Origin of the sequence: Rathayibacter iranicus NCPPB 2253 = VKM Ac-1602, from assembly GCF_003149025.1 — a bacterium.
Classification (GTDB): Bacteria; Actinomycetota; Actinomycetes; order Actinomycetales; family Microbacteriaceae; genus Rathayibacter; species Rathayibacter iranicus.
Genome location: NZ_QGDV01000003.1, coordinates 318117 through 341057, shown reverse-complemented (window position 1 = coordinate 341057; position 22941 = coordinate 318117). Strand labels below are relative to the sequence as shown.

Below are 22941 nucleotides of genomic sequence, written 5' to 3'. Positions count from 1 at the left end.
AGCGACTCAGATCCGCGAGTTCCCTCGGAGACCAGCGCACCTGAGAGAAGAGGAACCATGGCAAGCAATAATCCGGCGTTCGGACGCCCGGAGTTCAGCAACCGCGGCTACGCCGGCCGCGTGCAGGACCTCCCGGATGTCTCCCCCGGCACGCTCGACCAGATGTACAACCGTCCGGCCGCCAGCTCGGTCGAGACCGATCGGATGACCATTGAGGACACCCTCGCGAAGACGGCTCTCGCCTTCGTGGTGCTCCTCGCGGGTGCCGCCGTCGGCTGGTTCGTTCCGGCACTGATGCTGCCGGCCGTGCTCGTCGCACTGGTACTCGGCATCGTGAACGCGTTCAAGAAAATCCCCTCACCCGCCCTGATCCTCGGCTACGCCGCGACCCAGGGCATCGGAGTCGGCGCAATCTCGCGCTTCTTCGAAACCCGGTACGAGGGGGCGGTAGTCCAAGCCCTCCTGGCCACGGTCGTCGTGATCGGCGTCACTCTGGCACTGTTCATGAACGGCAAGATCCGTACCTCCCCGAAGCTGAACAAAATCTTCTTCATCGGGATGATCAGCTACGCGGTCTTCTCGCTGGTGAACCTCGGCCTCGGCCTGTTCGGCGTCGGCGGCGGCTTCGGTCTGCGGACCGGCTTCATGGGCATTGTGATCGGCCTCATCGCCATCGCGCTCGCGACCTACTCGCTCGTGATGGACTTCGAATTCATCCAGCAGGGCGTACGCAACCGCGCCCCGCGCATCTACGGCTGGACCGGCGCCTACGGCATCCTGGTCACCGTGGTCTGGATGTACCTCGAACTCCTGCGCCTCATCGCGATCTTCCGCCAGTAGCAGAGCCTCTGCTCGCGGATAGGCGCTCGACCTCATGGTCGGGCGCCTATCCGCATTCCTGGCGCAATCGTGGGAGCAACTGGCACGATGAGCGGGTGGCTGCCGCTCGCGACTCCCGTCTTCCGGGCCTCGACGTCGCGCGAGGTCTCGCAGTGCTCGGGATGCTCGCCGCCCACCTCGCTCCGATCGGACGCGAGATGCTCTGGGACGGCCGCAGTGCGGTGCTCTTCGCCGTACTCGCCGGCGTCTCGATCGGACTGATGACCGGGGGCGCGGGCCGATCCGCGGAGCCCTGGCGCGACACCGCGTCGATCCTGCTACGTGCACTCCTCGTGCTCACCCTCGGTCTGGCCCTGACCCTGCTCCGGACGCCGATCGCGGTGATCCTGCCGCACTACGGCCTGATGTTCGCGGTCACGGCGCTGCTGCTGTTCCTACCGAGGGTGGTCCTCGCCGTGCTGGTCGCGCTGATCGCCATCGTTGGTCCGCTCCTCGTCGATGAACTCACGATCTCGGGAAACAGGTGGCTCGCGATGCTGCCGCCCCAGGAGTCCGTGCTGGCCGCCCTGCCGGTCACCTGGCTGACCCAGTACTACCCCGTCCCGTCGTGGTTGGCCTACGTGGTGCTGGGGCTCCTGATCGCGCGGTGCAACATCCGCTCAGACACCACGGCGCGGTGGCTCGCGATCGGCGGGGCTGCGGCTGTGGTTCTCGGGTACGGCGGTGGCCTGATCCTTGGTGGGCCAGAGGCGGTCGAGGCGCATGCCAGCACCACTCCTGAGCTGGTTGGGGCAGGCGGATTCGCGGCCGTCGTTCTCGGCGCGTCGATGGCGCTCACCGAGCGGCTGCCGCTCCTGCGCAGAGTCACCGCTCCGCTCGCCGCGGTGGGCGCCATGCCGCTAACGATCTACTCAGTGCAGCTCGTCGCTCTCGCCGTGTATTTGGTGCCGTACGAGCCGTTCGATTTCGAGGCGTGGCGCAGTTGGCCGCTCGTGACCGCTTTCGTCCTCGGCTCCGTCAGTTTCGCTCTGGGATGGCGCCGGCTGGTTGGGCAGGGACCGCTGGAGTGGCTGATTGCGCGTGCCTCGCTGCGGCCGCGGCGGCCGCTCGTGCGGCCAGCGCTGGGTTAGTGTGGCCGGGTGATTCCGCGTCGCGAGGCTGCCCAGCGCCTCGACATCCCCGTTGAGATGGCGGTGCGGCACGGTCTGCCCGCAAAGCTTTCGGAGGAAGAGTTCGTTGCTCTTGAGCAGGACCCGCCTCCGTGGCTGGTTCAGTCGCGCGAGAACCGTACGGGGCGACGACCGGTATGGGTGACCCTCGTGTGCGTCGTTTGCGGCCGTTCTGAGGCCGCCCGCCCCAAGAAGTGGTGGCCGGACTTCACGTTCCTCGCGTGCGAAGACCATCCGGCGGGCGCATGGCCACCCCATCCCGAGGGCCACCGCCGCGACGAATACGACGGCATCGGCACCCGCTTCGTCGGCGTCGTCGACACCCCCGCCTGACCCGCCCTGCTCGACCGGCACCTCCCGTGCGATCTGCAGGATCTTGTGCGATCTGCAGGGGATCGCCGCTTCCCCACGCGTCCTCGGCTGCCGAATCCGCTCATTCCCCCGCATCCCCTGCACATCGCACGGCTCCGTCAAGAGCCAACCCTCCGAAATGCAGGAGCGAGTCGCAGCCAGCGACGACGCCCGATCCCCCGCGACCGCGGGCCTCCGCGCGATCAGCTTGCGGCGTTACTCCCACTCGATGGTGGCGGGGGGTTTGGAGGTCACGTCGAGAACGACCCGGTTCACTCCGCTGACTTCGTTGGTGATGCGGTTGGAGATGCGGGCGAGGAGGTCGTAGGGCAGCCGGGTCCAGTCGGCCGTCATCGCGTCCTCGGACGAGACGGGGCGCAGCACGATCGGGTGGCCGTAGGTGCGTCCGTCGCCCTGGACGCCGACGGAGCGGACGTCGGCGAGCAGCACGACGGGGCACTGCCAGATTTCGGTGTCCAGGCCGGCGGCGGTAAGTTCAGCGCGGACGATAGCGTCGGCGTCCTGGAGCAGGTCGAGTCGCTCCTGGGTGACCTCGCCGATGATCCTGATGCCGAGGCCCGGGCCGGGGAACGGCTGGCGGCCGACGATGGCCTCGGGGAGGCCGAGTTCGCGGCCGATTGCGCGAACCTCATCCTTGAACAGCGTGCGCAGGGGTTCGACAAGCGCGAACTGTAGGTCTTCGGGGAGGCCGCCGACGTTGTGGTGCGATTTGATGTTGGCGGTGCCGGTACCGCCGCCGGATTCGACCACGTCGGGGTAGAGGGTGCCCTGGACGAGAAAGTCGATCGACTCCCCTTCGCCCTGCGCCTCGAGCACGAGGGCTTCGGCTGCGGCCTCGAAGGTGCGGATGAATTCGCGGCCAATGATCTTGCGCTTCTGCTCCGGGTCGCTGACACCGGCCAGTGCGTCGAGGAACTGCTCGCGGGCATCGACGGTCACGAGGCGGACGCCGGTGGCGGCCACGTAATCCTCCTCGACCTGGCGGCGCTCGTCCTTGCGGAGCAGGCCGTGGTCAACGAAGACGCAGGTCAGCTGGTCGCCGATCGCGCGGTGTACGAGGGCGGCGGCGACAGCGGAGTCGACTCCACCGGAGAGGCCGCAGATGACGCGGCCGGAACCGACCTGCTCGCGAATGACGGCGACCTGGTCGTCGATCACGTTCGACGAGTTCCAGTCGGCGGGAATGCCCGCGGCGCGGTGCAGAAAGTTCTCGATGACGGCCTGACCGTGCGCGGAGTGCTTCACCTCGGGGTGCCATTGCACTCCGTAGAGGCGGCGCGCGTCGTTGCCGAACGCGGCGACCGGGGTGGAAGTAGTGGAGGCGAGGACGTCGAAGCCCTCGGGGGCCTTGGCGACGGAGTCACCATGGCTCATCCACACCGTCTGATCGGTCGGCTGCTCGCCGAGGAGCACGCCGCCGTCGGTCGAGATCGCGGCGTCCGTCGCTCCATACTCGCGAAGCCCCGTGTTGGCGACCTCGCCGCCGAGGGTCTTCGCCATCACCTGGAAGCCGTAGCAGATGCCCAGGACGGGAACGCCGAGATCGAAAATAGCGGGGTCGAGCTGGGGAGCGCCCTCCTCGTACACGCTGGAGGGCCCTCCGGAAAGGATGATGCCGACCGGAGACTTGGCCGCGATCTCGGCGGCCGTAGCGTTCGACGGCACGATCTCGGAGTAAACGTTCGCCTCGCGGACGCGGCGGGCGATGAGCTGCGCGTATTGGGCGCCGAAGTCGACGACGAGGACGGGCTGCGCGGCAAGATGCGGCTGAGGAACGCTGGGGTGCTCGCTAATGGGGGGCCTCCACGGAGTCGGACGGGGTCTTCGGGTCGGTGCCGACGGTGCGGCGCTCGAGGTACTGCTCGACCTCGCGGGCGATGCGAGTCTCGACGAAGAAGGAGAGGGTGGGAACGACTCCGCCGAGCGCGATGAGCACGAAGCGCGCGAATGGCCAGCGCATCAGGCTCCACAGGCGGAAGTCGGCGAAGAGGTAGACGACGTAGAACCAGCCGTGCGCGATCAGGATGCCCGTGGACACATTCGCACCGGTACCGCTCGAGCGGTACTCGCCGCCGGGCACCTCGTACATCGGGGCAAAATGCAGCGCGCCCTGCTGTCCGAACGCGAACAGCTCCAGGTGAAACACGTACTTCAGCAGCATCTCGGCGCAGAGCAGGAGCAGCATCACGCCGGTAATAATCGAGGTCACCCGGTAGAATCGCAGGGCGCTCCGAATCGCAGGAAACTGCGCGGGCTTGGGCTCGAGGGGCATGATGCCCAGTTTACGGGGCGGGAGCGGGAGCCTCGGCCCGGTCGCTTCGTGCCCGCTCTTCGGCCTCCAGCGCCTCCTCTGCCTCGCGCTCCCACGTGTCGCGGACGAGCCGGAACCACAGGTAGAGCGCGAATCCAGCGAACACGACCCACTCGACCGCGTAAAACACATTCAGCCAATTGAGCGACACATCGCTGACCCGGGCCGGGGAGTCAATGGCCTCGAGGCCATTGATCGGCTGGTCGACGACGACATAGCCCTGATAGACGTCCTGCGGAGGATCCGGCCAGCGGTTGATGAGGGCCGGGATCGACAGCGCGGTGAGGGTCATCGGATCCAGTCCAGCGGCGGGGACCTCGGCTGCCTCATTCGCGACAAGGCGGCCGGTGAAAGCAAGAGGGGTCCGCTCCTCGCCGCTGTTCACTCGGTCGGCGACGCTCTGCGCCTGGTCACGGTGAGCCGTCCAGCCGTAGGCGAGAACCAGATCGGCGTCGACCGTACGGGTGCGGGCGATGACCCACCAGCCCGGCCGCTCCCCGTTCAGGCGGCCGCCGAGGATCTCAGCGCCCCCGGCGACGACGCTCGAGCTGCCCTCGACGCGCTGACCGTCAGCGGTCGCAGTGATCGAGCGCGAGGGCATCGCAACGTCCTCGAGCGCGAGCGTCGACTCCGACACTCCGGAATCGGGCGCAGCCGCGTCGACAGCGCGGCCTATCTGCCACTGCCCGAGCGCCGCGAACAGTCCGGCGATCACAAGGGCGAGCAGGAGCGCGGCGATCCAGCGCGGTCGCCGGGCCACCTGCCAGACCGTGCTTTGCGTCATTCGTTCCTCGTCCGCGCTTGTCCCCCGGGATGTCCCACGAGCCTCAGGAAGCCTAACCCGCGAGTGTCGGAGCCCCGCTGGGTCAGTAGTCCGGCTCCCGCGGACGCCTCGGGCGGCCGTTATCCGCCCCGTCCGACTGTTGCATCGCCTGGTCGATCAGGGCCTGTCGCATCGGGTCAGGGAATTCGTCGTCGAGTTCGTCGTGCTCGATCGACCTCCGTGGCGGCTCCGTCGGCTCCTCGAGAGCCTCGGTCGCCTCGGCCCCGGGAGCCACCATCGCCGCCTCAACGAGAGCGAAGTTTTCGTCGGTCATCGCGGGGCGCGCCGGAGTGGGACGGCGCCGACGCCGCGACAGGAATGCTCCGATGGTCTCGGAGCGCGAGGCCAGGATCGGGCCAACGATCGCCATGATGAGAACGTACAGACCAGCAAAAGGTTGGATCCGCTCGTCGAGGCCTGCCGAGAGCGAGAGCGTCGCCAGGATCAGCGCGAACTCGCCCCGGTTATGCAGGATGAACGCCGCGTTCAGCCCGGCTCGCGGCCCAAGCTTGTTCAGCCAGGCGACAAACTGGCCTGCACCGAGGTTGAGCACGATCGTCATGACGGAGGCGATCAGCACCGGGACGACGACGCTCGGGAACGCTCCCGGATCGAGCCCCAGCCCGAAGTTGACAAAGAAGAACGCGCCGAACACATCCCGGAGCGGGATCGCGATGTGCTCTACCCGCGAGCGGAAGCGGGTCGCTCCGATGACAAGGCCGATGAGGAAGGCGCCGATTGCGTCCGTCACTCCGAGAACCTCGCCGATCCCGCCGAAGAGGATCGCGAGTCCGAAAAACAGAATCGTGAACAGCTCGTCGTCGCGGGTGCGGAACAACCTCGAGACCACGCGGCCACCCCAGCGAGCGACCGCGAACATCACCACGAGGAATGCGAAGGCGATGAGCAGCTTGAGGATGACCGGCCACGGTTCCGTCTCCCCCGAGAGAACGACGGACACGATCGCCAGATATACCGCGATAAAGATGTCCTCAACCACGGTCACACCGAGGATCATCGGCGTCTCGGGGTTCGCCAACCGCTTCAGTTCGATCAGCAGCTTGGTGACGATCGCGCTCGAACTCGTGGCCGTGATGCCGGCGATGATGAGCGCCTCCCGGCTCCCCCAGCCGAGCATAAAGCCGAAGACCAGGCCGACCGCCATGTTGACCGCGATGTAGGAGCCGCCAGAGAGAATCAGCCTCCCGGCGTTACCGAAGAATTCGTCCTGGTCGAATTCAAGCCCGAGGTTGAACAAGAGGAGGATCAGGCCGAAGACGGCCGTCAGCTCGATGTAGCTCGACTCGAAGTCGAGGGGAAACAGCTGGAAGTTCGGGCTCGCCAGGAGTCCGACGACCATGTAGATGGGAATGGCCGGGAGCCCGATCGTCCTCCCTAGCCGACCGAGGACGTAGGCGACGACGAACAGGATCCCGAGGACGATGAGGTCTTCGCCGTGATGCATCCTCAGGCTCCGGGCGGGGCGTCGACCGCCTTGGCGAAGCTGCCGGTGCGGAAGAAAGCGAACGCCTTGGCGACCTTCTCCGGGCTCCCCGCGACCACGAGGGTGTCGCCGGGGAAGACCCTGAAGTCGGGGGCGGGAGCCGGGTTGGCCGCGTCACCGCGGACGACGGCGACGACCGTGAGGCCGACGATCCCGCGGTCGGCCGGCTTGCCGAGCTGCTGGCCGGCGATGTGGTCGTCGTAGTCGACCGTGAACCAGTCGATGGAAAGGCCGGGGATCTGGTCGAGTGCGGTGAGGGACTCGGTGATCTGCGTGCCGCCGAGCAGCTCGGCGAGGGTGTGCGCCTCGTCGTCGCTGAGCCGGAGCGAGACCTTCGCACCGTCCTGGTCGCCCTCAGCGAACGTGATGAGATCGCTGTGACCGGACCGGTGCGCGATGACGCCCACCTTGCCGCCATCGGCGGTCAGGAACGTGTGCAGAACGCCGACTCCGGGCAGCTTGACCCTGCGGACCTCGACCATGCGTGCTCCATCCGCGCCCTGCGACGCTCCTGACTCAGAACCTCCAGCTTAGATGCGCTCCTGCACACGCCGTGTCCCGTTCGCTCCCAGAAGACGGCCGTCGGCCCCTTCCACCCAGGGAACCCTGGCCCATTCAGGGAGCCCGCTGTTTGTGGCGGCCTCGACGGTCCGGGGTCCCCTCGTTCGGTGAACGTCAGCTGGGCTGGTATGGGGCTACGACGACCTCGACGCGCTGGAACTCCTTGAGGTCGGAGTAGCCGGTGGTCGCCATCGAGCGGCGAAGAGCGCCGATCAGGTTGGCGGTGCCGTCGGCTCCGGTGGCCGGGCCGTAGAGGACCTGTTCGAGCGTGCCGACGGTGCCAACCTGGACGCGGCGGCCGCGCGGGAGCTGCGGGTGGTGTGCCTCCGCCCCCCAGTGCCAGCCACCGCCGGGCGCATCGGTCGCTCGGGCGAGGGCCGAACCGAGCATCACGGCGTCCGCTCCGACCGCGACGGCCTTGACGATGTCGCCGGAAGTCCCGAGTCCGCCGTCGGCGATGACGTGCACGTAGCGTCCGCCGGACTCGTCGAGGTAGTCGCGGCGAGCGCCGGCCACGTCGGCGACGGCGGTCGCCATCGGGGCCTGGATGCCGAGGGTCGCGCGCGTGGTGGAGGCGGCGCCGCCCCCGAAGCCGACGAGGACGCCGGCAGCGCCAGTGCGCATCAGATGCAGGGCAGCCGTATAAGTGGAGGCGCCTCCGACGATGACCGGTACGTCGAGCTCGTAGATGAACTTCTTGAGATTGAGCGGCTCGGTGTCGCGGGAGACGTGCTCGGCCGAGACTGTCGTTCCGCGGATGACGAAGACGTCCACTCCCGCGTCCACCACGGTCTGGTGGAGTTCGGCCGTGCGCTGCGGAGAAAGCGCACCCGCGACAGTGACGCCCGCGGCCCGAATCTCGGCCAGGCGGGCGGTCACCAGCTCGGGGCGGATCGGCGCGGAGTAGATCTCCTGCATCCTCTGTGTGGCCATCTCGGCGGGCAATTCACGAATTTCCGCCAGCAACGGCTCCGGATCCTCGTAGCGGGTCCACAGGCCCTCGAGATCGAGCACGCCCAGTGCGCCCAGCCGCCCCAGCGTGATCGCGGTCGCCGGCGAGACCACCGAGTCCATCGGAGCGGCGAGGATCGGCGTCGCGAACTGGTAAGCGTCGATCGACCACTTCACCGACACGACCTCGGGGTCCCGGGTCCGCCGACTCGGGACGACGGCAATGTCGTCGAAGGCGTACGCACGGCGGGCGCGCTTGGCACGCCCGATCTCGATTTCCATGGCGTTGAGTTTACTGTGGCTCGCTCCTCGCTCCGCTCGTCGCTCGCCCGCGGTCGGTTCCCGGGGGTGGCCGCGTCCCGCGGAGCGTCCTGCGTCCGCGCCACGGCGATCCGCTGGCACGCGGATCGCCGCTTAGCGCTCCTTCCCTACGGTCCGCCGGTACCACTTCGTCCGACGGGATAGCAGAAGCCGTCCGAAGGGATGCAGAAGCGGCGGCGCAGTCGCGGCGGCGCACAGCGCCGCTCGCGCCGTGCCCCCGGGCTCGCCCGCTGAGCGCCACGCTCGACTCTCGGAGAGAGGCGGCGAGTCGGGATTGCGGCCCCTCCGGCGTGGTGGGCGTATGGGTCGAAGGCCCATCGGGCAGAGGGGCCGCAATCCCGACTCGCCGCCGCCCCCGCACCACAATCAGCGCCGGTAGTTCGGCGCCTCCACCACCATTTGCACGTCGTGCGGATGCGATTCCTTCAGTCCCGCCGCCGTGATCCGCACGAACTTCCCGCGCGCCTTCAGCTCGGGGATGGTGCGGGCACCGACGTAGAACATCGACTGGCGCAGCCCGCCGGCGAGCTGGTATGCCACATTCGCGAGCGGTCCGCGGTAGGGGACTTGGCCCTCGATGCCCTCGGCGATGAGCTTGTCGTCACTGGGAACGTCGGACTGGAAGTAGCGGTCTTTCGAGTAGGAGGTGCGCTCCCCGCGGGTCTGCAGCGCGCCGAGCGAGCCCATGCCGCGGTAGGTCTTGAACTGCTTGCCGTTCTGGAAGACGAGGTCGCCCGGGCTCTCCGCGCAGCCGGCGAGGAGCGAGCCGAGCATCACCGTGTCGGCTCCAGCGACGAGGGCCTTGGCGATGTCACCGGAGTACTGGAGCCCGCCGTCCGCGATCACGGGGACGCCAGACTCACGGGCGGCGAGGGAGGCCTCGTAGACCGCGGTCACCTGCGGCACACCGACGCCGGCGACGACGCGGGTGGTGCAGATCGAGCCCGGTCCGACTCCCACCTTGATAGCGTCGGCACCCGCGTCGACGAGCGCCTGCGCACCGGAGCGGGTGGCGACGTTGCCGCCGATAACGTCGACTCCGGAGAAAGCGGAGTCACCCTTGAGCCGGCGGATGATGTCGAGGACGCCGGCGGAGTCGCCGTTGGCGGTGTCGACGACGATCACGTCGACTCCGGCGTCGAGCAGTGCGGTAGCACGCTGCCAGGCGTCACCGAAGAATCCGATCGCGGCACCGACCCGCAGGCGGCCCTCGTCGTCCTTCGTCGCGTTCGGATACTGCTCCGACTTGTCGAAGTCCTTGACGGTGATGAGGCCGGCGAGCTTGCCCTGCGCATCGACGAGGGGCAGCTTCTCGATTTTGTGCTGCGCAAAGAGGGCGATCACTTCGCTGTCGGGGATGCCCACGCGGCCGGTAATCAGGCCAGCGCTGGTCATCACGTCACGAACGAGCGTCGTCGCCTTCTCGAACGGTGAGACGAAGCGCATGTCGCGGTTCGTGATGATGCCGACCAGCACGCCGGTGGAGTCGACGACCGGGAGCCCGCTGATGCGGTACTGCCCGCAGAGGTCATCGACCTGAGCAACGGTGGCGTCGGGAGTGGTGGTCACCGGGTTCGTGACCATGCCCGATTCGCTTCGCTTGACGCGGTCGACCTGGTCGGCCTGGTCAGCTATCGAGAGGTTGCGGTGCAGGACTCCAATCCCGCCCTGGCGAGCCATCGCGATGGCCATCCGTGACTCGGTGACAGTGTCCATGGCCGCCGAGAGCAGCGGAGTCGCCACGGTGATGCGTGTGGTCAACCGGGAGGTCGTGTCGGCCTCACTCGGAATGACGTCGGTGTGCCCGGGGAGGAGCATGACGTCGTCGTAGGTGAGTCCGAGGAATCCGAAGGGATCCGGCTGGTCCATCAATGCCCCTTAGCAGGTCGAGAGCGGGGCTCCGGAGGGACGGTGCGTCCGCTCCCGAGCGCCGCGGATGTTCGATCTTAAGCGTTCTGAGGGCTTGTCTCCTCCTTGTTGAATCGTCTTCTCCGCCCTTGTCGCGCGCTGGAGCGCTCTCTTCTCCCCCATAATGTCGTCACGCGTCCGTGCCGACGGTGAAACACTGCCGACACACGCGGAACGTATGGTCAACCAACGTTGTTTGACGACGGTGATTCGGGCGTGCCCGGAGACCCCACCCGTCTGTGCACCCTGACGAGAGGTAGACGTCTTGCTCACAGCCAGCCGTTCGATGCGCCGCCAGCGCTCAACGACCCTGCACCCGACGGACCGGGAGGTGCACCGTGGATAGGAGACGCTCGAGACTCCGCGCCCGCCTGCTCGCGCTCGGTCTGCTCGCCGCATCCCTGACCGGCATCGCGGTCGCCGCCCCCGCGGCCCTCGCGGCCACCACCGCCGATCAATCCATCATCGCCTGGGTCCGCGTACAGGGGACGAACGAGAACCTGACGGGGGTAAGCGTCGAACTCGGCGGCGACGCCTCCGCGACCGTCACGACCGGCGAGGACGGCCGGGCCACGTTTCCCCTGGAGGCCGCGGGCACCTACACGGTCACCGTCGATGAAGAATCCCTCGCCGCCGACAAGGGCTATCCAGCCGCTGGTCAAAACCCCAAGCAGGTGAAGATCGTCGCCTCGCAGAACCAGATCGTGAATTTCATCGTCTCGACGGCGAACTCGAAGGGCACGGGGGCGAGCGTCCCTGTCCCGACAGATTCCGCCGCGCCGACCAGTCCCGCAACAGAGGGCACCACCGGCAACGACGCGACGAACCCCGACGGGACGTCGAACACTGTCAATCAACCCGTCTCGGCGGACACGTTCTGGATCATCTTCTGGCCCAAGGTCGTCACCGGCCTGATCTTCGGACTCCTGATCGCCCTCGCGGCAATCGGCGCCTCGTTGATCTATGGCGTGACCGGGCTGAACAACTTCGCCCACGGCGAGCTGGTCACGTTCGGCGCGCTGATGGCTTACCTCTTTTCTGGCGTCTTCGGGCTCCCCGCACTGCTCGCCATCCCCATCGCGGTCATCCTGGGCGGGGCCTTCGGCTACGCCCAGGATGGATTGCTCTGGAAGCCGCTGCGCAAAAAGGGCATCCAGCTGATCCCGCTGATGATCGTGACGATTGGGCTCTCGCTGGCGCTGCGCTACACGTTCGTGTTCTTCTTCGGAGCCGATCGGCTCTCGCTCCCGAACAGCACCGCGCCATTCTTTACAGTGCCGGCGCTCGGGATCAGTCTCAAATTCACCGACCTCGTCGGCGCGGCCGTCGGAGTCATCTGCATCGTCGGAGTGGCATACGTGCTCACGAAGACGAAGATCGGCAAGGCGATGCGCGCAGTCTCGGATAACCGGGCCCTCGCCTCCGCCTCGGGCATCAACGTCGAGCGCGTCATCCGCGTCGTCTGGATTATGTCGGGCGCTCTCGCCGCACTGGCGGGCGTCTACATCGGCTACTACCAGTCGCTGCGCTGGGACACCGGAGCGTCGATCCTGCTGCTGATCTTCGCGGCGATCACGCTCGGCGGACTCGGCTCCGCTTACGGAGCGCTGATCGGCTCGCTCATCATCGGCCTGATGATGAACATCTCGACGATCTGGATCCCGGAGAACCTCAAGTACGTGGCTCCGCTCATCCTCATGATCATCATCCTTCTGGTCAGGCCGCAGGGAATCCTCGGCCGCAAGGAACGGATCGGCTAGGACACCATGAATCTCAACTTCATCTGGCTGGCGATCGGGCAGATCGTCGATCCCACTGTCGCGGCCTACGCGCTCGCGACCATCGGCCTGGTCATCCACTTCGGATTCACGGGCCTGCTCAACTTCGGACAGGCCGGCTTCATGGCGGTGGGTGGATACGCCTTCGCCATCACCTCGGTCAAATTCGAATGGCCCGTCTGGGGCTCGTTCCTCGCGACCATCGTCGCCGCAACGGTCTTCGCCCTTATCCTCGGCATCCCGACATTGCGCCTGAGGGCCGACTACCTTTCGATCGTGACCATTGCGGCGGCCGAAATCATCCGGCTCTCGGTCAAGACGCCCGAGTTCTCGGCGATCACCGGCGGTTCCGAGGGCATCAACGGCGCGGCAAAGGCGTTCAACGACCTCAACCCGCTGCCGGAGGGCCGCTGGGGCATCGGTGTCCTCACCTATACCCAAGACCAGTGGTGGGTGCGCATCGTCGGCTGGAGCCTCGTGTTGCTGGCCTGCCTCCTGGTTTTCCTCCTGATGCGTAGCCCCTGGGGACGCGTCATCAAGGGCATTCGTGAGGATGAGGACGCCGTGCGCTCGCTCGGCAAGAACGTCTTCTCCTACAAGATTCAGGCGCTGATCCTGGGAGGCGTTTTGGGCGGACTCGCGGGTGCGCTGTTCATCCTCCCCCGCTCGCTTCAGCCCGATAATTACGGCACCCAGCTCACGTTTTTCCTCTACACGATCATGCTGCTGGGCGGCGCCGCGACGGTCTTTGGACCCGTCGCCGGCTCGATCATCTTCTGGGTCGTCCTCGGTCTGACCGACGGACTGCTCACGCTCGGGATCGACACCGGGGTCCTCAACAACGACCTCATCCGCCTCACCACCGTACAGACCGGACCGATCCGGTTCATCGTGGTGGGGGTGGCTCTCATGCTCCTGGTGATCTTCAGACCACAGGGCATCTTCGGTAAGAAGAAGGACCTCCACTTTGCCTAAGACAACAACCCCGAGAACGCCCGTCTCGGACATCACCGAGGAAAACATCGTCCCCGGGGTCAAGAAGAAAGACCCCATCGTCGTCGCCGACAACGTCAGCCGCAGTTTCGGCGGTCTCACGGCGGTCGACGTCGCACACGTCGAGATTCCGCGCGGCTCCATCACGGCCCTGATCGGCCCGAACGGGGCCGGAAAGACGACGTTCTTCAATCTGCTGACCGGCTTCGACAAGCCCAACACGGGCACCTGGACCTTCAAGGGAAAGAACCTCGCCAACGTCCCGGCGTTCAAGGTGTCGCGGATGGGCATGGTGCGCACTTTCCAGCTCACCAAGGCACTCGGCGGAATGACCGTGCTCGAGAATATGCTCCTCGGCGCCAAGGGTCAGAAGGGCGAGAACATCCTTACCTCGCTCATTCGTCCGCTGTGGTCGAAGGAGGAGGAGTCAATTCAGGAGCGCGCGATCCGTCTGCTCGAGAAGTTCAAGCTAGACACGAAGAAGGATGATTACGCGTCCAGCCTCTCCGGCGGGCAGAAAAAGCTGCTGGAGATGGCGCGGGCGTTGATGTCCGAGCCCGAGCTGGTCATGCTCGACGAGCCGATGGCGGGCGTGAATCCGGCGCTGACGCAGTCGCTCCTGGGACACATCGTGAATCTGAAGGACGAAGGCATGACCGTGCTGTTCGTCGAGCACGACATGCACATGGTCAACACGATTGCGGACTGGGTCATCGTGATGGCCGAGGGCAGGGTCGTCGCTGAGGGACCCCCGTCGAGCGTGATGAACGACCAGGCCGTTATCGACGCCTACCTGGGCGCCCACCACGACACCGACCTCGGCACGATCGAGGGCCAGCTCGAGATCGCCGAGGAGATGGAGTCGGACCTCGTGCGGGAGGACGTCGAGAAGCAGGCCGAGCAGGCAGGACTGCATCCGCACGAGCACGACCGGACGACGGCCCACGCGGTGGAGCCGGGGAGGGACGAGAAGTGAGCCAGGAGACGCGGACCACGCAGCAAACGCCGAACACGCTCGAGACGCACGATCTGCACGCAGGCTACGTGCCGGGGGTCAACATCCTCAACGGCTCGAACGTCTACGTGAAGCGCGGCGAACTCGTCGGCATCATCGGCCCGAACGGCGCCGGAAAATCGACGCTCTTGAAGGCGATGTTCGGACTCGTGAACATTCGCCAGGGCACAGTCCTGCTTAATGGCGAGGACATCACCGGGCAGAAGGCCGACAAGCTGGTGTCGAAGGGCGTCGGCTTCGTTCCGCAGAACAACAACGTCTTTCCGTCGCTCACCATCGAGGAAAACCTCGAGATGGGCATGTACCAAAAGCCGAAGATGTACCGTCAGCGGCTCGAGTTCGTCACCGAGCTCTTCCCCGAGTTGAGCAAGCGGCTCAAGCAGCGCTCAGGCTCGCTCTCGGGCGGTGAGCGCCAGATGGTGGCAATGTCGCGGGCCCTGATGATGGATCCGTCGATGCTTCTCCTTGATGAGCCCAGCGCGGGACTCTCACCGATGCGTCAGGACGAGACCTTCGTCAACGTGCAGCGAATCAACCGCGCGGGCGTGTCGATCATGATCGTCGAGCAAAACGCTCGGCGGGCGCTGCAGATCTGCGACCGCGGCTACGTCCTCGACCAGGGCCGCGACGCTTACGAGGGCGCGGGCCGCGAATTGATGAACGATCCCAAGGTGATCGAGCTTTACCTGGGCACGCTCGCGACGACGAACGAGGTCACCACGAACACCCCCACGGTCGGCGGCTGAGCACCGCCGCAAAGGGCCCGTCGTCGTCGGACGGCGGGCCCTTTGTCGTTCCCGGAAGACGGCGATGGAGCCGCATCTGTGGTCCTAGGGACTGCCGACCCAAGCAGCGCACCCGCGTTGGTCCTGCTCCTGTCCGGGTGCGCCACGAGGCATTCTCCGAGGCGGCACCCCCCTCCTGGGTGACGCCCTCTCTTCTTCGTTGCCGTAGTTTTGGGGACATGGTTCCTCCCCCTCATGAGGGGAGCATCCTTTCGCCTCTTCCCCGGAAGGGTCGCATTCGTTTGCCGATCCACCCCCCGCTGACGGTGCCACAAGCGCCGTGTCGTCCACGTCGAAGGAGCCGTCCATGAAGAGTTACACCCCCGCCCCCATCACACTCGGTGCGAGCTTTGGCACCGGAGCCATCGGCGACTATGAGCGTTGGAGTGTCATCGGCGTGTATGCCCAGGTAGTGATCGCCGAAACGTCCAATGGAAAGCGCCGCAATTACAGCCGCTCCTTTGTCACCTATCGCCTGGCCCAGGAAGCCGACCTGCTTCGGGCCTTCTAGACTCTTCGCTCGCGCCAAATTCCCTCAAGCCCACCGACACCACGCCAGAAACCCTCAGCGACCAGCGAAACTGCTCCTCACCAGCTAACCATGAATTTGACGAGGCCATGGGTTCCAGCCGATGAAGCCTTACCGAGGAATACAAGCGCGACGCGATCGCGACCTCAGTGACAACGGCTATTCCGTTGCTGAGGTCGTAAAAAGATTGATGTACGAGCCGATCCTCCCGCCCCCGTCGACCTCGGCGGCGATGATGACGAGCCTTTAGCAAAATTAGAACATGCGGACGTGAAGCGTCGACGTGACCGCACATCTGAGAATACGGATGGATTTCGCGAAAAGAGTATCGACCTGGTTCGAGAGCGGCCAGCAGTACTATTCGCCGCCCTCGCGGAATGAACTGCTTCGCCCGCCGCCCCTATCGCTTCCATGCGCCTCGAAGTGAATGTATCAAGAGCGAAGTTTTACGCGTGGCAGAGAGAAGCGGTGAATGCGCGAGCACTCGCCGACGAGTCTCTACTCGCGGTCATCCATGGTGCACACACCTCCCTGCACGGGTAACCCCGGAGTGCGCCGCTCGTCGATTGAGCTGTCAGCGAGAGACGGGCGCCTCAGCCGCAAACGGGGTCACCGGCCGATACGAGCCGCAGAACTGCGCGGCCGTCACCCGCTGCCTGGCGCCACCACGACGCACGGAGACGACCACCGACCGGCTCACGACCTCATCAACAGGGAGTTCACCATCTCCGACCCGAAAACCCAGTGAATCGGACAGGAGACACCGCAGGAATTACTCTCCCGCGGACGCATGTCCAGCAAGGGTACATATCGCCGTCTCCACCGTCTGACGTGCAAATCTGTCGTCCAGAGGTGCCCGCGCCGACGGGAGCGCCCTCAAAAAAATCGGCCCCAACAAGAGATCACACACGTAGTCGACATCGAGTATCTCGACCCCGATCTCATTTCGACGACCCGCTGCGTCAATAATGTGCACGACGTTTGCACGGCGCGGTAGTACAAATTCCGCTTCATAAAGCACGCTGAATTCATTGTCAGTGTGTGCAGCGTAGAGCAATCCTGGAAGGTTCTTGCGAAGTAGGGGCGTGGCAAGCATCGCAACTTCTTGACGCTGAAGAGCGAGGAGATCATTATAAAGGGAGCCGGTGTCAGGAGGTGTACCGGTTCCGAAGCGGTTCTTAATGACAGCAAGAGCCAGGTGGGCAACACTCGGGAAGCGGCGGTAGAAGGTGGGCCTTGTGGTGCCGACCTCAGCGGCAAGAGCATCAACCGTCAGCGCCGAGTATCCTTTATCGACCATGACGCGCTCGGCCGCTTGAAGGAGCGCCTCTGCAATCCCGGTTGCATACGGGCGTCCGGGCTTGTTTGATGGCATGGCACAACTTTACCCATGTTTGGTCACCTCCCGGGTTGTGGATCGCGTCAACTGGCGGTGCCGTCGATAATTGAGATTATAACACCTAAGGCTGAGGATCGCACAATAAACGCGATTCTTAGCTGATGTAAACCAGCTTGCGATCCGCATTGCACACGGTGGAAGTCGACGGCAGTATCCGGCGTTGAGTACCGGCCAGGTTCTGCTGATCTCGATGATGAGTTCGACGACGTGACCTGGAACGGCACTGCACCGTCTGATCTGCGCTCACGACCGGCGGCTTTGCAGCCTTATGAGTGGCTCGTCCGCTGGCCCGAATCTCATCGCCTCAGTGTCCACCGCCCGACTCGCACGCGACAAAGGGGCCCGGTCATGCGACCGAGCCCCTCCTAGATCACGGCCGTAGCCGTGTCCTCGCGTGTCAGTTCAGCGAACCCTCGACGGTCTCCTCGAACGAGGTGGTGTTGCCCGCCCCGTACTTGTAGATCGAGACAGACGCCTCGCTGGTGTCGCCGTTGTCGTCGAACGAGATCGGACCCGATAGGCCGTCGTAGTCGATGTCCTCCCCGGCAGCGATCTTCGTCGCGCAGTCGGCGAAGGTCGTGCACTTCGTGCCGCCCTCCGAGACTGACTTGAGGTTGTCGCGGATGGTAGCACCGTCGGTCGCGCCGCCCTGGAGCGAGGCGAGAGCCGTCAGGACCGTGGCGTCGTACGACTCCGGCGCATAGCTGAACACGGTCAGCGCGTCGTTGCCCTGCGACTTGACGAGCGACTGCAGCTTCGACTGGAAGTCGTCGGACGCCTGGACACCGGGATTGGTGAACTGTGCGCCGGCGATGTCGACATTGCTGTCGGCCTCGGTGATGACTCCGTAGTTACCGTCCGTGCCGTAGAGCTTCGAGAAGTCGAAGCCCTTCGCCGAGAGCTGCTCCGCGATGGTCTTGATCTCGTCGAACGAGATGACGACCAGCGCGTCGGGGTTCGGAGCGAGGACCGAGGTCAACGCCGAGTTGAAGTCGGTCGACGCCGGCTCGAAGATCTCCTCACCCACGACGGATGCCCCGCCCGCCTCGAGCGTCTCCTTGATGTTCTTCTCAAGTCCAGTCCCGTACGCGTCGTTCATGTAGAGGATCGACACGTTCGTCTTACCATCGCCGAGTATTTTATTGCCGAGGATGCGGCCCTGGAGTACATCCGAGGGCGCGGTGCGCCAGTAGTAGCCGTCGTCCTCGTAGGTGGTGAAGTCCGGCGAGGTGTTGGCCGGCGAGATCTGAACGACGCCCGCCTGGGTCACCTGGTCGATGAAGGTCTTCGAGACGCCCGAGGAGGCCGCGCCGATGATCGCGGAGACGTTGTCGGCGATCAGGGACGTCGCTGACTGCGTCGCGATGTCGGTCGTGGTGTCGCCCGAGTCTTTCTGCTCCGCCTCAATGGTGATGCCGGCCTTTGCGTCGTTGATGTCGACGACCGCCGCCTCCACGCCCGCGATCTCGGGCGGGCCGAGCACAGCGAGAGTGCCCGTCTGGGGGAGGATCGTGCCGATCTTCAGGGACAGGTCGCCCGAGCCGCTGCCGCCGCCCGATCCGCTGCCGCCGCCACCGGCACAGCCGGCGAGGACGAGAGCGCTAGCGCCCAGGATGGCGACACCGCCGAGGGTTGCCCGGAGGGACCGCGCGGGGCCCGAACCGGCCTTCGCGTAAACGCCCATGTTGCTCCTTGAGAGGTATGTGTCAGTGGGAGCGGCGCCGGTGGCAACCGCTCGGCCAACCTAACCTCCGAAGCACCCGTGAACAATACAGAGGTGTTTCCAATACGTTTCGCGACCGGATCGTTACCTTTCCGCCGTTGGATGGCGGCGGCACGACGCGTTCCGCAGATCACACGGACAAGCGGCGTCGTCTGCGCTCTGCAGCAATGAGGTCGGCTGAGAAAACAGCCAGGGCAGCCCACACCAACGCGAAGCCGATCCAGCGCTCCGGAGGCATCTCCTCGTGCAGCACGAACGCCCCGACCAGGAATTGCAGGAACGGCGTCAGGTACTGCACGAAGCCGACGATCGACAGCGGCAGGCGCCGTGCCGCTCCGGCGAACAGCAGCAGCGGGACAACGGTGACGATGCCGGCTGAGGCGAGGATCAGCGCGTGCCCCGGCCCATGGGTAGTCAAGGTCAAGCCCACCGTCGAGCCGACCACCGCGAGTTGCACGACGGCGAGCGGAGTCAGCCACAGCGTCTCCAAGGTCAGCCCGCCCACCGCGTCCACTCGGCCGCCGACCCGGCTTTTCACCAGGCCGTAGAAACCGAACGAGAAGGCGAGGGCGAGCGAGATCCAGGGGAACGCTCCGTACCCCACCGCGATGACCAGCACTGCGACGGCGCTGATACCCATTGCCACCCACTGCGCTGGGCGGAGGCGCTCGCGCTGGACGAGCACGCCCAGAAGCACCGTCACCAGCGGATTCATGAAGTAGCCCAGCGCCGCCTCGATCACGTGCCCCGTGGTGGTGGCGGCAACGTAGACCTGCCAGTTGATGTAGATCAGCACGCCCGCGATTGCCATGACTCCCAGCATCCGCGGCTGGCGCAGCAGCGCCGCGAACGAGTGCCAACCGCGCGTCACCGTGAGCAGAATCACGCAGAACACGAGCGAGAACAGGACGCGGAAAGCGACGATCTCAAAGGGGGACGCCGGCGCCATGGCGATGAAATAGAGCGGCATCGCACCCCACAGCAGGTACGCGCCGAATGCGAACAGCAGACCCGTCGATGACATCCCACCCGCGGAGGGAGCCTGTGAGGACGCGGACACCGAGAGCGCCTCTACCCCCTCGCCGACAGCTACGCCTGCGGCCGTGGGCTCGAGGGAGTCGGAGGAGGTTGGGGTTGGGGACGTGGACACCCCTCCGATGCTACGCACGAGACCGGCATCGGTACCGGCTCAAGTAGGCGGAATCAGGCCAGTGTCCGCCAGGAGGACCGGCTGCGAACGACGAAGGGCCCGGCGACCTGAGTCGCCGGGCCCTTCGAGGAGTCCGGACTAGCGGACGACGACCGCGAGGACGTCGCGAGCGGAGAGAACCAGGAGATCCTCACCACCGAACTTGACTTCGGTTCCGCCGTACTTGGAGTAGATGACCTTGTCACCGACCGCGACGTCGAGCGGGACGCGGTTGCCGTTGTCGTCGATGCGGCCGGGGCCTACCGCGACGACTTCGCCCTCCTGCGGCTTCTCTTTGGCGGTATCGGGGATGACGAGACCGGAAGCGGTCACCTGCTCCGCCTCGACCTGCTTGATGACGATGCGATCTTCGAGCGGCTTGATGGACACCGACACGGTTGACCTCTTTCTTGACGACGATGTGGGCGGAGCGCGGTCATTGGCACACACGCTCCGAGAGTGCTAGCTCCATCGTAGGGGCATCGCTGGCACTCGTGCAATTAGAGTGCCAAGCATCGCGGCAAGCGCGTCCGAGACCGTGGCCTAGCATGGCCGGATGCAACGCGCCGAGCTGGTCGAGCTCCTCTCCCCTGAGGGCCTGCGGCTCCTCGACTCCCTCGACGGCTATCAGTCGGCCGACCTCGTGCGCGCCGTGTCCCGCCTCCGCTCCGCCGGCCACTCCCCGGTGCTGGTCGCGGCTGTGCTGACCCAGGCACGCCTGCGCCAGAAAGCGGAGGCGAAGTTCGGCGAGTTCGCGCGGTCGATGCTGTTCACCGACTCGGGCCTCGAGCAGGCCACCCGCCTACGGGTCGCCGCCCTGCACGCGGGTCGCTTCGCCTCCGCCGGAGCAACGCGTATCGCCGATCTGGGCAGCGGCATCGGCGGCGACGCTCTCGCGATGGCCGCAATCGACCTGGAGGTGACCGCCGTCGAGGCCGACGAGGTCACGGCCGCGCTCGCCAGCTTCAACCTCGCACCCTTCCCCGCCGCGCGGGCGGTGCACGCTGACGCGGGGTCCTTCGACCTGACCGGCTTCGACGCCATCTACCTCGACCCGGCCCGGCGGACGACCGGCCACCGCGAGACCCGGCGCCTCGACAATCCTGACGACTACTCCCCCTCGCTCGAGTTCGCGTTCGGCCTCGCCGAACACCGGCCAGTCGGTGTCAAGGTCGGCCCCGGCTTCGACCGCGAGCGCCTGCCCAACGAGGCGGAGGCACAGTGGATCTCGGTCGACGGCGAGCTGGTCGAGACGGGCCTCTGGTTCGGTTCACTGGCGCGACCGGGCGTGCGCCGCTCCGCTCTGCTGCTCGGTGCGGGAGGGACGGCTGAACTCACGGCGGCGGCGGACAGCGAGGACGAGGAGGTGGGCGTCCTCGGCGCCTTCGTGCACGAGCCGGACGGCTCCGCGATCCGTGCGCGCCTGCTTGGAGAGCTGGCGCGCGCGAGCGACTCCCGAATGCTCTCCCCCGGAATCGCCTATCTCACCGGTGACGAGGCTGCTTCCTCGCCGTTCCTGCGCAGCTTCCGCGTGCTCGCCGAACTGCCGCTCGACGAGCGGACTCTGGCAAAGGAGCTGCGCGCGCGAGGCATCGGAGTGCTCGAGATCAAGAAGCGTGGCGTCGATGTCGATCCTGCGCGCTTCCGCAGGCGGCTGGGGCTTGCGGGCAGCCGGGATGGCGTTCTGATCCTCACCAGGATTCAGGGCAGGCACCGCGCGCTGCTCGCCGAGCGAGTGGAGCGACCGACCGCGCCGTGAGCCTCCCGACGCTTACGAGCTGGTGCTGACGTTCGCCAACGCAACAGCGACCACGACGATCGTGATCGCGAGGTAGATCAGCGAGATGACAATTCCCGCGAAGCCGGTGATGATCGCGGTCAGCGCGAAGCCGCGGGCGCCTGGCTCCCGGCGCCGACCCAGGAAACCGAGGACGACCGCGGGGGCCGAGAGGAGGAAGCCAAAGCCCCAGGCGAGGACGGTGATGACCAAGCCGATGATGCCGAGGATCATCCCGACGAGGCTCAGCGTGCGCGACGTGGTCGGGGCCGGCGAGTATGCGAAGGCGACCGCGGCCGCCGGCGGCGTGCCGTATCTCGGCGAAGTGGAGTCGGCACCGGGCGTGGCCGGCCGATACCCGGGTGTGCCGCTTGAGGGCGGTGCGGGAGGAACGGGAGGAGCGGGCGGGACGGGTGGTGCCGGCGGGAGAGGCGGAACGGGGACGGAGCCCTGCTGCTCGTCGGAGCCGGGCTGGGTGCTGTCGCTCATGGGCCGAGTCTAGCCAGCGCGTCGAGAGCGGCGGCAGTTCACCTCACGCAGGCAGGTAGCCGCTGTCACGCAGGTCGGCGACGAAGGCGGTCCAGGCGAAGAAGGCGATGACCATGAGGACGATTGCGACGTAGCCGAGGACCAGGCCAGCGACGGCGAGCCCTCGGCCGCGCTCCCCCGAGCGACCCGCCTGAACGACCCCGACATGACCCAGCACGATCGCGGCCGGTGCGAGGCCAAGCAGGCCGCAGACCAGCGCCGCGACTGCGAGCGGATTCAGCGGCGCTCGGCGCGGCGGCGCTGGAGGGGAGAGGTCAGCGGGAGCCGCCGGCGGCGGGTAGGCAGCCGACGGCTCGCCGAGCGGAGGGGCGAACGGCACGGACGTCGATCCGGCCCGTGTCGATCCGGCCCGTGTCGATCCGGCCTGCGGTGCACTGTGCACTCCGTGGCCTGTCTCGTCGGTCATGGTGTCCCGCCGAATGGGGTGTGGTCGCCTGCGGTCAC

The 22941-nt window shown here is 66.3% G+C and carries 22 protein-coding genes; 9 read left to right on the top strand and 13 right to left on the bottom strand.

Annotation, left to right across the window (positions count from 1 at the left end; all coding sequences use genetic code 11):
- Nucleotides 1-57 precede the first annotated feature (57 nt).
- The 3 genes from B0H03_RS05845 to B0H03_RS05835 all read left to right on the top strand — a co-directional run bounded on the left by B0H03_RS05845 (nucleotide 58) and on the right by B0H03_RS05835 (nucleotide 2342).
- Complete coding sequence (locus tag B0H03_RS05845; RefSeq protein ID WP_104265156.1) at nucleotides 58-840, top strand: Bax inhibitor-1/YccA family protein; 783 nt, start codon at nucleotides 58-60, stop codon at nucleotides 838-840.
- A 95-nt stretch (nucleotides 841-935) separates the two neighbouring features.
- Nucleotides 936-1970 (top strand): DUF418 domain-containing protein, encoded by a 1035-nt coding sequence (locus B0H03_RS05840; protein ID WP_104265157.1) that lies wholly within the window; start codon nucleotides 936-938, stop codon nucleotides 1968-1970.
- Between the two features lie 9 nt (nucleotides 1971-1979).
- Nucleotides 1980-2342: a hypothetical protein gene (locus B0H03_RS05835; protein ID WP_104265158.1), complete on the top strand. Its 363-nt coding sequence runs from the start codon at nucleotides 1980-1982 to the stop codon at nucleotides 2340-2342.
- A 234-nt stretch (nucleotides 2343-2576) separates the two neighbouring features.
- Here the strand turns inward: B0H03_RS05835 and guaA are convergent, their stop codons facing one another.
- From guaA to guaB, 7 genes are all read right to left on the bottom strand, one after another.
- The gene (guaA, locus tag B0H03_RS05830) at nucleotides 2577-4175 is read right to left on the bottom strand and encodes a glutamine-hydrolyzing GMP synthase (RefSeq protein ID WP_104265159.1); all 1599 of its coding nucleotides are present in this window, start codon (nucleotides 4173-4175) and stop codon (nucleotides 2577-2579) included.
- Nucleotides 4171-4653: a DUF3817 domain-containing protein gene (locus tag B0H03_RS05825; protein ID WP_104265160.1), complete on the bottom strand. Its 483-nt coding sequence runs from the start codon at nucleotides 4651-4653 to the stop codon at nucleotides 4171-4173. The genes guaA and B0H03_RS05825 overlap by 5 nt, the downstream gene beginning before the upstream one ends.
- A gap of 10 nt (nucleotides 4654-4663) precedes the next feature.
- Nucleotides 4664-5476 carry an SURF1 family cytochrome oxidase biogenesis protein gene (locus B0H03_RS05820; RefSeq protein ID WP_104265161.1) on the bottom strand — a complete coding sequence of 271 codons (813 nt, stop codon included), beginning with the start codon at nucleotides 5474-5476 and terminating at the stop codon, nucleotides 4664-4666.
- Between the two features lie 82 nt (nucleotides 5477-5558).
- Entirely contained in the window at nucleotides 5559-6980 is a 1422-nt protein-coding gene (locus tag B0H03_RS05815; RefSeq protein ID WP_104265162.1) for a cation:proton antiporter, read from the bottom strand.
- A gap of 2 nt (nucleotides 6981-6982) precedes the next feature.
- Entirely contained in the window at nucleotides 6983-7501 is a 519-nt protein-coding gene (locus B0H03_RS05810; RefSeq protein ID WP_104265163.1) for a cation:proton antiporter regulatory subunit, read from the bottom strand.
- 193 nt (nucleotides 7502-7694) lie between these two features.
- Nucleotides 7695-8813 (bottom strand): GuaB3 family IMP dehydrogenase-related protein, encoded by a 1119-nt coding sequence (locus tag B0H03_RS05805; protein ID WP_104265164.1) that lies wholly within the window; start codon nucleotides 8811-8813, stop codon nucleotides 7695-7697.
- A 405-nt stretch (nucleotides 8814-9218) separates the two neighbouring features.
- Nucleotides 9219-10721, bottom strand: a complete 1503-nt coding sequence (gene guaB / locus B0H03_RS05800) for an IMP dehydrogenase (protein ID WP_104265165.1) — start codon at nucleotides 10719-10721, stop codon at nucleotides 9219-9221.
- Nucleotides 10722-11098: 377 nt separating this feature from the next.
- Here guaB and B0H03_RS05795 point away from each other — a divergent pair, with 377 nt between their 5' ends.
- The 5 genes from B0H03_RS05795 to B0H03_RS05775 all read left to right on the top strand — a co-directional run bounded on the left by B0H03_RS05795 (nucleotide 11099) and on the right by B0H03_RS05775 (nucleotide 15842).
- Complete coding sequence (locus B0H03_RS05795; RefSeq protein ID WP_241560434.1) at nucleotides 11099-12520, top strand: branched-chain amino acid ABC transporter permease; 1422 nt, start codon at nucleotides 11099-11101, stop codon at nucleotides 12518-12520.
- A gap of 6 nt (nucleotides 12521-12526) precedes the next feature.
- Nucleotides 12527-13513, top strand: coding sequence for a branched-chain amino acid ABC transporter permease (locus tag B0H03_RS05790; protein ID WP_104265166.1), 987 nt, complete (start codon nucleotides 12527-12529; stop codon nucleotides 13511-13513).
- The gene (locus tag B0H03_RS05785) at nucleotides 13506-14507 is read left to right on the top strand and encodes an ABC transporter ATP-binding protein (protein ID WP_104265167.1); all 1002 of its coding nucleotides are present in this window, start codon (nucleotides 13506-13508) and stop codon (nucleotides 14505-14507) included. The genes B0H03_RS05790 and B0H03_RS05785 overlap by 8 nt, the downstream gene beginning before the upstream one ends.
- On the top strand, nucleotides 14504-15292 hold the full coding sequence (locus tag B0H03_RS05780; protein ID WP_104265168.1) for an ABC transporter ATP-binding protein: 789 nt from the start codon (nucleotides 14504-14506) through the stop codon (nucleotides 15290-15292). Before B0H03_RS05785 ends, B0H03_RS05780 begins: the two co-directional genes overlap by 4 nt.
- Before the next feature lie 346 nt (nucleotides 15293-15638).
- Nucleotides 15639-15842: a hypothetical protein gene (locus tag B0H03_RS05775; protein WP_104265169.1), complete on the top strand. Its 204-nt coding sequence runs from the start codon at nucleotides 15639-15641 to the stop codon at nucleotides 15840-15842.
- Between the two features lie 790 nt (nucleotides 15843-16632).
- On the opposite strand, the gene B0H03_RS05770 is transcribed toward B0H03_RS05775, so the two are convergent.
- The 4 genes from B0H03_RS05770 to groES form a co-directional block, all read right to left on the bottom strand.
- The gene (locus tag B0H03_RS05770) at nucleotides 16633-17235 is read right to left on the bottom strand and encodes a TetR/AcrR family transcriptional regulator (protein ID WP_104265170.1); all 603 of its coding nucleotides are present in this window, start codon (nucleotides 17233-17235) and stop codon (nucleotides 16633-16635) included.
- Between the two features lie 421 nt (nucleotides 17236-17656).
- Nucleotides 17657-18943: an ABC transporter substrate-binding protein gene (locus B0H03_RS05765; RefSeq protein ID WP_104265171.1), complete on the bottom strand. Its 1287-nt coding sequence runs from the start codon at nucleotides 18941-18943 to the stop codon at nucleotides 17657-17659.
- A 169-nt stretch (nucleotides 18944-19112) separates the two neighbouring features.
- Nucleotides 19113-20006, bottom strand: a complete 894-nt coding sequence (rarD, locus tag B0H03_RS05760; RefSeq protein ID WP_104265194.1) for an EamA family transporter RarD — start codon at nucleotides 20004-20006, stop codon at nucleotides 19113-19115.
- Between the two features lie 264 nt (nucleotides 20007-20270).
- Nucleotides 20271-20567, bottom strand: coding sequence for a co-chaperone GroES (gene groES, locus B0H03_RS05755; protein WP_097167691.1), 297 nt, complete (start codon nucleotides 20565-20567; stop codon nucleotides 20271-20273).
- Nucleotides 20568-20727: 160 nt separating this feature from the next.
- Between groES and B0H03_RS05750 the strand changes: the two genes are divergently transcribed.
- A complete protein-coding gene (locus B0H03_RS05750; RefSeq protein ID WP_104265172.1) occupies nucleotides 20728-21930 on the top strand; it encodes a THUMP-like domain-containing protein in 1203 nt (400 codons plus the stop codon).
- A gap of 12 nt (nucleotides 21931-21942) precedes the next feature.
- Here the strand turns inward: B0H03_RS05750 and B0H03_RS16515 are convergent, their stop codons facing one another.
- Both B0H03_RS16515 and B0H03_RS05735 read right to left on the bottom strand, forming a co-directional pair.
- Nucleotides 21943-22437 carry a DUF4190 domain-containing protein gene (locus B0H03_RS16515; RefSeq protein ID WP_160487245.1) on the bottom strand — a complete coding sequence of 165 codons (495 nt, stop codon included), beginning with the start codon at nucleotides 22435-22437 and terminating at the stop codon, nucleotides 21943-21945.
- Between the two features lie 43 nt (nucleotides 22438-22480).
- A complete protein-coding gene (locus B0H03_RS05735) occupies nucleotides 22481-22903 on the bottom strand; it encodes a DUF4190 domain-containing protein (protein ID WP_104265175.1) in 423 nt (140 codons plus the stop codon).
- Nucleotides 22904-22941: the final 38 nt, after the last annotated feature.

Excerpts from the sequence above, each read along its gene's own strand:
- B0H03_RS05820 (WP_104265161.1), bottom strand. The coding sequence starts at position 5,476 with ATGACGCAAAGCACGGTCTGGCAGGTGGCCCGGCGACCGCGCTGGATC.
- B0H03_RS05825 (WP_104265160.1), bottom strand. The coding sequence starts at position 4,653 with ATGCCCCTCGAGCCCAAGCCCGCGCAGTTTCCTGCGATTCGGAGCGCC.
- B0H03_RS05775 (WP_104265169.1), top strand. The coding sequence starts at position 15,639 with ATGAAGAGTTACACCCCCGCCCCCATCACACTCGGTGCGAGCTTTGGC.
- B0H03_RS05815 (WP_104265162.1), bottom strand. The coding sequence starts at position 6,980 with ATGCATCACGGCGAAGACCTCATCGTCCTCGGGATCCTGTTCGTCGTC.
- guaB (WP_104265165.1), bottom strand. The coding sequence starts at position 10,721 with ATGGACCAGCCGGATCCCTTCGGATTCCTCGGACTCACCTACGACGAC.
- B0H03_RS05770 (WP_104265170.1), bottom strand. The coding sequence starts at position 17,235 with ATGCCATCAAACAAGCCCGGACGCCCGTATGCAACCGGGATTGCAGAG.
- B0H03_RS05810 (WP_104265163.1), bottom strand. The coding sequence starts at position 7,501 with ATGGTCGAGGTCCGCAGGGTCAAGCTGCCCGGAGTCGGCGTTCTGCAC.
- B0H03_RS05765 (WP_104265171.1), bottom strand. The coding sequence starts at position 18,943 with ATGGGCGTTTACGCGAAGGCCGGTTCGGGCCCCGCGCGGTCCCTCCGG.
- B0H03_RS16515 (WP_160487245.1), bottom strand. The coding sequence starts at position 22,437 with ATGAGCGACAGCACCCAGCCCGGCTCCGACGAGCAGCAGGGCTCCGTC.
- B0H03_RS05845 (WP_104265156.1), top strand. The coding sequence starts at position 58 with ATGGCAAGCAATAATCCGGCGTTCGGACGCCCGGAGTTCAGCAACCGC.
- B0H03_RS05735 (WP_104265175.1), bottom strand. The coding sequence starts at position 22,903 with ATGACCGACGAGACAGGCCACGGAGTGCACAGTGCACCGCAGGCCGGA.
- B0H03_RS05750 (WP_104265172.1), top strand. The coding sequence starts at position 20,728 with ATGCAACGCGCCGAGCTGGTCGAGCTCCTCTCCCCTGAGGGCCTGCGG.
- rarD (WP_104265194.1), bottom strand. The coding sequence starts at position 20,006 with ATGTCATCGACGGGTCTGCTGTTCGCATTCGGCGCGTACCTGCTGTGG.
- B0H03_RS05805 (WP_104265164.1), bottom strand. The coding sequence starts at position 8,813 with ATGGAAATCGAGATCGGGCGTGCCAAGCGCGCCCGCCGTGCGTACGCC.
- B0H03_RS05790 (WP_104265166.1), top strand. The coding sequence starts at position 12,527 with ATGAATCTCAACTTCATCTGGCTGGCGATCGGGCAGATCGTCGATCCC.